Genomic DNA, 9,234 nt, shown 5'->3' with positions numbered 1-9,234 from the left:
GAACCAACTAACGAATATTTCAAAACCTTCTCGATTATTTTCAAATGTGATGGGCTTGCCGTGCTCGACTCCGCGGTAGTCTTGTGCTCGCGCCACATGTTTGAATTTGGCGATGTCTACACCGACAATTAAGGTAGAAGAAGTGATTTGATTAATCCGTTCATTTTGAGTAGAATTCATCTTGTAGTCTCCTTGGTTTGTTTTTGGATCCGGTCGCTGGCCAGCATCATGGACCCATCAACATCATACCAAGGAGTCTTTTTGTTTCTCAAATCTAGTATTTCTTCATAATAGGAATGCTGCCCGTTAGCTTAATGAAAAATGGAGCAGATGCGGATCGCAATCTGCCCCATGGTGCATTAAACTAAAGTCTCCAGATAACTTAATGAAAAGTGTGTGAAGTTAGCCCTAATTTATCTATAAGAAAATCCCCTTGTTCTATTCGCAATATTTTCTTTTCACTTCTAAATTCCCATCCATTTTCAATCGCATATCTAATTAAACTTTCACAATTACTTGGCTTATGCGGGATGAAGTGCCAGCTACCTTGCCATGTAAATAACACTTCAAAATATGAGGTTTTTGATGAATAGACCTTAAAATCCACAAATTTTTTTACTAGGAATCTCGTTAATAACGCAGTGGAATTGAGAACCATCTATCCTTATCTTTTTAGTCCTTTTGGAGAATGTCTTCCCCATTGATATGCCTCCTGAATATGACATTTTTCCAGTATGACGAGTCATTCTGTTACTTTTTTATATTGAAAGTATAGACATATTAAAATTAACCTGACCTCTAGCTCAATGAAAAATGGAGCATCTGCCCGATCGCAATCTGCTCCATGTTGCATTAAACTAAAGTCTCCCGTTAGGTTGAATTCTTATTGTAATTATTCATATCGGTAAGAAACAGTGCCTTCACTCATGTAATAAACTTCTCCATCATCGCCTTGTACTTTTGCATTTAACTTACTTGCCAGTTCTATCATTTTTTCAATGACTTGATCTTGGGCTCGTGATATATATAATCTTCCTTTGTCAAAGCAAAAGATAGCTGTATCTTCACCATCTAAAGTCCAGATATATAGCGATGCGTCTTCATGCTCAATGGTCATCCCCCATAATTCGGTTACAGGACCAAGGGCAACCCTAAAACTGGAGTCATTTTTCACTATTTCTTCATATTCTTCGTAATTTATAGGTGTCTCTTCGCTATAGATCCAACGTTCAGCACGGGTAATATGAATATCATACGCCATATTAATGAGCCTCCTAAATAAATACTGTATTTTATATTCGGGATGGAACTATTAAACCCCTTTATGAAATTTTTATTAATGTCATCTGCCCGTTAGCTCAACGAGGCTGCCGATTTATGCCGGCAGCCCCGTCCTGGTGATTATGAAGCTATAATTCTCCGTTAGTTGAACGACATGACTTCAGTTTTAATCCTGTATATATATCTAAGTAGACCAGGCTGGGAGAATCGAGTAATCTATTCAGCATGAATAACATCCATATCTGCAAGCTCTAATGTGACTGTTTTATTGTTAAATACTTCATTATCAATTTTGGTGATTAACTCAATAGTGGTATATGTTTCACCAGTGAATCTGTCCTCGTGTTTTTCTTTCTTATACTTGAGTATTTTAACTGTCTGATTATTAATTTTAATTGTGATGTGTTTCTTAATTTTTCTGTTAGGTCCCATTAAAGAAATTATGTTATCTCCTTATACCCATTTACACTTTATCATAACATCCTATTGTACTACGTTAAACTGCCAGTCAGTTTAATGCCAACCAGCACCTTTATTATTGGGATATTCGAAAACATTCGGCTTAGGATGTAAGTTCTTGTCCATTTCGGTTAAGGATATAAGTTCTTGTCCTCGAGTTTGGACAAGAACTTATATCCTTAAAACAAAAAAACCGCGATTTACGCGGCTTCAAATGCATATATGTTCTTGTACTCTGACAATATAACGTTTGTAACTGATTCAAGTAATTTGTCGGACGACAAGAACTTCTATACAAAAACGACATGAACTTCTATACATACCTGTTACGCAATGAAGCTGCCGATTGAGCCGGCAGCTTCGTCCTGGTTGCTTATTGATTGAACTAACGTCTCCCGTTAGCTTAAAGCTTCTTTGTACACTCCTGATCTTTTAGTTTAGCTCTTGTATCTAAGGAATATTATTTGATGCACCATATGGATTGTTCATTTCTTGCTGTTTTAAATGCTCCACAACTGGGACAAGCGTATTTTAATTTGTAAATGTCTCCATAGCCTCATCGGGAATCCTCTTCTTTATATGCGCTCATTGATTTTGATCAACAATTTCTTTAAGACTTGTTTCTCCTCGTTAGTAAGCGCTTGAACGATTTCCTCCTCCACCTTTTGGAATGAGTCATTAAAGCCTTCAATCAACTCAATCGCTTTTGGCAATACATATATATTTTTTTGCCGTTCATTATTGGCCGGGATTTTGCGCTCAATGAACCCTTTTTGCTCTAGACCTTGAAGCATGCTAGTTATACTGGCCCCACGCACATGAAACCGATCTGCAAGGTCCTTTTGAATAATATGATTATCTTGGTTCTCGTAAATATAGTCGATTACTTTTCCTTGTTGAGCGTTTAACCCTAGTTCCTTTATACTCTCGTCCGCTCTTTTCTTTAATTTAAGACCGATAATCTGAAATAAATCCAAATAAGGCGTATCCTTTCGGGACTGCATGATCATCCCTCCTGAAATTGTTAGAAAACTAATTGTAAGCAACTAAACTATACAGTTATCCTATACGAATGTCAAAAAACTTAGTTTATTGACAGTTAGAATTCTAACAGTTATACTTCGAATTGTTACAAACAAACACATTGGAGGAATTTCAAGTGGAGAAGATAATTCAAAATGCTGCGTTAGAACAAGTTACTGCGATTACAAATGTACGTATTTTTGATGGAGAACAAATTATTGCGTCAAGACATGTTGTCATCAAAGGGGAGTCCATTATTGCAGTGGGCGGAGACCTTCCGGCCGATGCAACAATTATCGATGGGGAAAATGCGACTTTAATGCCCGGTCTGATTGATGCACATGTCCACACCTCAATCGGCGGATTACGAGATGCCTTAAAATTCGGCGTTACGACAGAACTCGAAATGAACGGCGATTTTACGAAAAGAGGACGCGAGATCCAGTTAAAAAATGTGGATGACATTGCAGACGTCCGTTCTGCCGGCACAGCAATCACCGCTCCGGGCGGTCACCCAGATGAATTGCTGCCGGATGGGGATGAAATACCGGAATTCGTATTAAAGGAGCTAGAGAAGTTATCGGAGGAAGACCGGGAAGCGATGTTGGCCGCATACGCTCACGATCACGATGAAATACCGCAAGTGACGACGGTGGAAGAAGCGATTAAACATGTGCATACTCAAGTGGAGAATGGTGCCGACTATATTAAGATCATGATTGAAGAAGGGACGGTCATGGGTGCACCCGGCCTGCCTGTTCTAAGCGACGAGATTCTAAAAACAGCCGTGACAGAAGCCCACAAGTTCGATAAGCTGGTCATCGCCCACGTCTTGACGGCTCTTTCATCGCAAGCAGCCATCGATTTTGGAGTCGATGGTTTGGGCCACTTGTTTATCGACAGACCCGAGTACACGTCCGAGTTGGTGAAATCCATAGCGGATTCAGGCGCTTTTGTTACACCGTGCTTGGTGTTGAACTCATCGATTGTTGGGAAACCGGCATCGGAATTGGCGAATGATCCGCGTGTTCATTCCAAATTAAGTTCGGATTGGATCGGTATTTTGAACTCAAGCTTCAATACGTTCCCGCAAGGCAATATGGAGAACAGCTTTAAGAATGTGATGGATCTTCACCGTGCCGGAGTTGATATTCTGGTAGGGACGGATGTTGCGCCGGTTCCCGTTCCGAACCTTGGCGGCCTTGCTCACGGAGCAAGCGTCCACCACGAAATGCAGCTGCTGGTGAAGGCCGGGTTCACTCCGATTGAAGCTCTTCAGTCGGCTACTTCCAAACCGGCCCGTTGCTTTGGTCTTCACGATCGCGGCCGTATTACCGAAGGTGCGCGCGCTGACCTTATTCTCGTAAACGGTGATCCGATAACCAATATCTCGGATACCTTGTCGATCACATCCGTGTGGTTCAATGGTTCGCAGCAACTAGGTTAATCGGGTTTGATCTCCCTGTACAATGTCGTCAATGAGAATGATGAGCGAACCGGAGATGATGATGCCGTTGCTGATCATAAAATCGTCAAAAAGAGGGACTGCAGACTAGTCCCTCTTCGACTTTAATCTATTAATCCAAATCCTCCTGTCAGGAACGACAGCCAGAGCAACGTTCCTCCAGATACAATCAAATTCGTTTTATTCCATTGGATTATCAATGTAGTCATTGTTCAAATTTTACTACATTTTGGAACTATCCTGCCCTTTAGCTTAATGAAAAATGGAGCAGATGCGGATCGCAATCTGCTCCATTGTAAGTTGTACTAAAGTTCTCCATTAGCTTGATGACGCATCGCTTTTCTACGATTTTATTTTCTCAGTCTATATTATAATTTTCCTAGTTATCTTAAACGTAATGCACCCTATTATTTTTTGAGTCCTACCAGCATTAATCCTTCTGAAGGATAATCTACAAAATGATATTGCTCAAAAGTTAGACAATTGCCATTAACATCAACAAGGCTAGGCTGACCATTGTATGAGACACAAGCAAAGCCATTAAAAAATCTTGATGCTTCATCAAAAATTGGTTCAATAACATAATTACCGTTTGTATTAATAAAACCCCATTTGTTCGTTTCTAGAACTGGTGCTAAACCGTCACAAAAGTCATCCGCTTTTTTAAATTTGTTTGGAATGACTTCATTTCCACTTGGATCAAGATATCCGTAAGTTTTACCTTTTGAAAATTTCGCCCTATCGTTCTTCATTCCCCAGATATATTTATATTTTGTCGGCACCATAAGTTCACCTTTAGCATTTATACAACCAGCCTTGTAAAAATCATTTATCACTACTGCCAATCCATCTTTAAATGCTTGCGCATTCTTCCATTCAGGTGATATGACAAATTTCACCTTATGGATTTATATATCCATGCTTTCCATCTATAGCAACTACTGATAAGCCCTCGAAAAAAGCATCTAGACGATCATATATTATTGGAATACATAATTCCCCTTCAGTATTTATTGCCCCATATTTCTCAGAAACACCAACTACCGCTAACCCATCCTTAGAAAACCTCGAGAATCCATCATACTTACATGGTATTACTAATTCTCCAAACTTATTAATTAAACCAGTCTTTCCACCATCTTCTATTCTAACAGCCGCGTATCCGTAAAAATAATCGTTTCCCCATACGTATTCATCGCTTCTAACTTCAAGACTTTCTCTTACTAAATACTTGTATTTGTCACGTTCTTTAAATAATGCAAAGCCTTCTTGAAACCTATTAATAAAATCAAACTCTTCATTTAGTATGAGAGAGCCACTTATATCAGCAATGCCAATTTTTATATCCATTAATTATCGTCTCCTCAATAACCTGTAAACCACTCGGTATATTTACTGTGTTGACCCTTTTTTGAATGATTGCTATCGTTCTCCGTTAGAATTCCTGTAAAACGAATAATTTGGAGTTTGAACAAAAACGAGCGCCTCTGTACGATGGGATTACGCAACGGGTCAAAACCCTTAAAATCCACATCAGGAGGTCGCTCTATCATGAAGTTTAAAGCACAAGACAAGCAAAATCAACTTATTGAAAACATTTAGTCATCGGCGTAGATATCGCACAAGAAGCCCATGTAGCCCGCGCTGTCAGTTTTCGCGGGATTGCTCTGGGAACTCCACTCGAGTTCGGTAACCACCGTGAAGGGTTCGATCTGTTCAAACGCTGGATCCAAGATCTACTCAAGTCCTACAAACTTAGCAGCGTCATAGTTGGCATGGAACCCACTGGTCACTATTGGTTCAGCCTAGCATGTTGGCTCCTCGATAAAGTATCGATCCCGTTCTTGTTAACCCTCATCTCGTCAAAAAGAACAAGGAAAACCGGGATAATACACCGTCTAAAAGTGACCATAAAGATGCACTTGTCATTGCAGACATGGTCAAAAACGGGTACTACTCCCCTGTTCGTTTTCATCCCGAAGCTTACGAGGAACTGCGTATTCTAATGGCAAACCGAGAAACGGTTACCAAGCGCCTCAACGCTGCGGTTAATCAGATTCATCGCTGGGTAGACATTGTTTTTCCTGAACTTCGTCAGGTCTTTAAAATCCTTACTTGCACCAGTGCTATCGCTACACTCAGACTCTTTCCTTTACCGAAAGAGATCAGTCGGTTAAACATAGAACAGGTTCTTGATGGTTGGAAACAATTTGTGAAGCGTCATGCTGGAGTTAAACGCGCTGAACTACTCATTTCACTTGCAAAATCCAGTGTGGGCACCACTCAGGCACTCCACGCTTACAAGCTTCATCTTGGCCAATTGCTAGAAGAATATGACCTGGCCCAGCGTCAGCTTGAACAGATTGAGTACGAGCTGAACTGCATTCTTAAACGCATTCCTTACGCAAAGAAGCTGCTTGAAATACGAGGCGTCAGTGAAAAGAAGCTAAAGAAGATGAAATCCATCATGAAATTATGCAGTAAGGTAGCTCGTGTGTTAGTCGGCCTGGCTAAGAGTAGCGAAGCTTACGATTCAACCAGAGTTTTCCCGCAGGCTGCCTAAGACCAGTCGATCCTCACCAGCTCAAGCATTCGCAGGATAACAAGAAGCACGGAGTATCGGGAGACGTTACGCAAAAGGGCTCGGACCCGTTCCGTTAGAAAGACCGACCTCCACCCCGTAGTTAGATGTGACGAAGGAATGAAAGGGCTATGACCCGTTGAGACATGGGAGCGAGAATCGCTAGGGCGACGTGGAGACGTGCGCATAATTGAACAATATGGTTGGTGCAGCATTCACCTTTATTCCCGACTGCCCATTTTTACGTCTGTCCGCCGCCGATTCCTCCGACATTCTCTTCTTCATTCTAACTATAGGATGAAATCCTGCGAATTCATGAGTCTGAGTGAGGAAACTGAATCATTTCGAGGGAGCTTAGCGAGATGCTCATGATTTCACAAGACCTAGTTAAGCATGTAAAGCAAGACTCTAAATCAATAATTTCACATTCATTTAAGAACTGGGATAGAATCTGAAGATGACCTGAACCAATAATCAACAAGACACGGTTTTCATTCGAAGTCGTTATCCGTGCAGGAGTTGATATTCAGGACAATCAAATTTTTATTCCACTAGTTTCATCTGCAAAAATGAATTCATCTGGAATCCCCTGCTCCTTCCATTGCGTTTCCAAATACATTTATAAAGCTTAGGAAGATTATAACCTCGGGATATTGTGTTTAGATCGTTATCAAAGAAAGAAAGTAGCCCAATACATGAGCTTCTTCCTTGTCGGAAATCGAGGAGTCTTTCTTGGTTACTGATAAGTTTCGATGTAAAATTGTGAATCTTATAAACAACTTATTGGTTGTTAAATAAGACCTCTGCGGTTAGTTGGATGTGTGCTCTAAAGATCTGTGCAGCACGTTCAGCATCGCGACTAAGAACGGCATCTGTTAATGCCTTATGTTCAGCGAGTCCATCGCGGACTTGCTGTTGCGGTGGGGAACAATGACGATAAAATTCGCTCAAATCCCAAAGGTTGCTGCAGATATCCAAAAGAACTGGATTCGGGCATGCAGCAATAAGCTCGTAATGAAATTGACGATGAATCTCAGACCATTCTTCGCGGACAACAAGCTTTTCATTCATTTCCTTGTACTCAGCCGTTTGCGATAGCTTGTGATGTACGGCAATTACATTGGATTCCCATGTGAGATCACCATAGGCGATGGATAGGCGTAAAGCTTCGGATTCATTGATTACCCTCGCATGTATGATGTTGTTCAGTTCTTCTTCCGACGCCGTTTTTACTGAAAATCCGTGGTTAGGATTTTGTTGTACTAGACCCTGAGTCGCCAATCGCGTCAACGCTTCGCGAACAACAGCAACTGAGACTACGAAACCTTTAGATAATTCCGAAACTTTTAATGGAGAGCCTGGTTCATATTGTCCAGTCAAAATATCGGATTGTAGTTTCTTCCTGACATTCTCGCTTATGGTGGACGAACCATTCCTTTTGGCCATGAAGCAGCACCTTCCTTCATACACATTATAATTCTACTTAATTGTATGTAGATAGTTTACACCGTTATCAATAAAAAACAAACATTAAATTCGATAGTGAATTATAAAAACGATTGTAGTTTACAGAATCGATTATTTAATGTATTATCGAAAATGAAAATAAAAGGAGGTAATTTACAATGAACAACAATCCATTTTCCAAATTGCCAGAAGTAGCAGTCTTTCAGTTGGAGAGTAATGACATTATGGAGGGACATCCTCTACCGACCCAACATTATTCGGAGATGTCAACACTAGAGGGAAGTAAAGATCTCTCGCCCCATTTGAAGTGGTCGGGTGCACCCGAAGGGACAAAGAGTTTTGTCGTAACTGCATATGATCCGGACGCCCCAACTGGATCGGGGTTGTGGCACTGGGCCGTTATCAATATCCCTGCCAGCGTAACCGAGCTACCCACAGGTGCAGGTGACGAGCATTCCAGCGGTTTGCCGCAAGGCTCCCTGCAACTACCGAATGATTTGAGACTCGAACGCTTTATCGGTGCAGCCCCTCCAGCGGGACACGGTCCTCATCGCTATTATTTTGTTGTTCATGCGCTGGACGTCGAAAATATTAGTGTCGCCCCTAATTCCACGCCAGCTCTCCTTGGATTCACCATGCTGAGTCATACGCTCGGGAGAGCAGTTCTCATGGCAACAGGAGAAATCAAGTAAACCAAGATGTTGAAGCATAGGAGAGAATGATATGAAAAATTCCGAGTATCTTATGCGTGTTTACGATTTTTTTTGCATACAACAAGGTTTGAAAAGCAAAGTACTCCATGCAATACGGAGTCAAGTACGGAGGAAGTGGTTAAGCTGAATGATCAGCCACATCATCATGTATGCCCCAATTGCCAGGAGCCAACTATAATTTTGAAGCATACCGTCATTTGCGGCTGTGGGAGCAAGATTAAAAACAAAGTGAAATTTAAAATATA

At 41.1% G+C, this 9,234-nt stretch carries 8 protein-coding genes and 2 pseudogenes; 3 read left to right on the top strand and 7 right to left on the bottom strand.

Features of this window, described 5'->3' with window-relative positions:
* The 3 genes and pseudogenes from AC0YN0_RS08745 to AC0YN0_RS08735 form a co-directional block, all read right to left on the bottom strand.
* A pseudogene (locus tag AC0YN0_RS08745) lies at window positions 1-180 on the bottom strand (IS110 family transposase); the annotation flags it as partial.
* Window positions 181-892: 712 nt separating this feature from the next.
* Entirely contained in the window at window positions 893-1,261 is a 369-nt protein-coding gene (locus AC0YN0_RS08740) for a hypothetical protein (RefSeq protein WP_475820863.1), read from the bottom strand.
* Window positions 1,262-2,315: 1,054 nt separating this feature from the next.
* Window positions 2,316-2,744, bottom strand: a complete 429-nt coding sequence (locus AC0YN0_RS08735) for a MarR family winged helix-turn-helix transcriptional regulator (protein ID WP_475820862.1) — start codon at window positions 2,742-2,744, stop codon at window positions 2,316-2,318.
* A 155-nt stretch (window positions 2,745-2,899) separates the two neighbouring features.
* On the opposite strand from AC0YN0_RS08735, the gene AC0YN0_RS08730 reads away from it, so the two are divergent.
* Window positions 2,900-4,210 (top strand): amidohydrolase family protein, encoded by a 1,311-nt coding sequence (locus AC0YN0_RS08730; RefSeq protein WP_475820861.1) that lies wholly within the window; start codon window positions 2,900-2,902, stop codon window positions 4,208-4,210.
* Between the two features lie 425 nt (window positions 4,211-4,635).
* On the opposite strand, the gene AC0YN0_RS08725 is transcribed toward AC0YN0_RS08730, so the two are convergent.
* On the bottom strand, window positions 4,636-5,127 hold the full coding sequence (locus AC0YN0_RS08725) for a WG repeat-containing protein (RefSeq protein WP_475820860.1): 492 nt from the start codon (window positions 5,125-5,127) through the stop codon (window positions 4,636-4,638).
* Between the two features lies 1 nt (window position 5,128).
* Complete coding sequence (locus tag AC0YN0_RS08720) at window positions 5,129-5,578, bottom strand: WG repeat-containing protein (RefSeq protein WP_475820859.1); 450 nt, start codon at window positions 5,576-5,578, stop codon at window positions 5,129-5,131.
* A gap of 254 nt (window positions 5,579-5,832) precedes the next feature.
* Here AC0YN0_RS08720 and AC0YN0_RS08715 point away from each other — a divergent pair.
* Window positions 5,833-6,791 (top strand): annotated as a pseudogene (locus tag AC0YN0_RS08715) (IS110 family transposase).
* Window positions 6,792-7,122: 331 nt separating this feature from the next.
* On the opposite strand, the gene AC0YN0_RS08710 reads toward AC0YN0_RS08715, so the two are convergent.
* Both AC0YN0_RS08710 and AC0YN0_RS08705 read right to left on the bottom strand, forming a co-directional pair.
* The gene (locus AC0YN0_RS08710; RefSeq protein ID WP_475820932.1) at window positions 7,123-7,317 is read right to left on the bottom strand and encodes a hypothetical protein; all 195 of its coding nucleotides are present in this window, start codon (window positions 7,315-7,317) and stop codon (window positions 7,123-7,125) included.
* A 272-nt stretch (window positions 7,318-7,589) separates the two neighbouring features.
* Window positions 7,590-8,255: a GntR family transcriptional regulator gene (locus AC0YN0_RS08705; protein ID WP_475820858.1), complete on the bottom strand. Its 666-nt coding sequence runs from the start codon at window positions 8,253-8,255 to the stop codon at window positions 7,590-7,592.
* Between the two features lie 179 nt (window positions 8,256-8,434).
* On the opposite strand from AC0YN0_RS08705, the gene AC0YN0_RS08700 reads away from it, so the two are divergent.
* Window positions 8,435-8,968 carry a YbhB/YbcL family Raf kinase inhibitor-like protein gene (locus AC0YN0_RS08700; RefSeq protein ID WP_475820857.1) on the top strand — a complete coding sequence of 178 codons (534 nt, stop codon included), beginning with the start codon at window positions 8,435-8,437 and terminating at the stop codon, window positions 8,966-8,968.
* Window positions 8,969-9,234: the final 266 nt, after the last annotated feature.

It is taken from the genome of Paenibacillus sp. J22P218, assembly GCF_056269195.1.
Note: the sequence above shows the minus strand (reverse complement) of the source record. Positions and strands in the feature narration are given on the sequence as shown.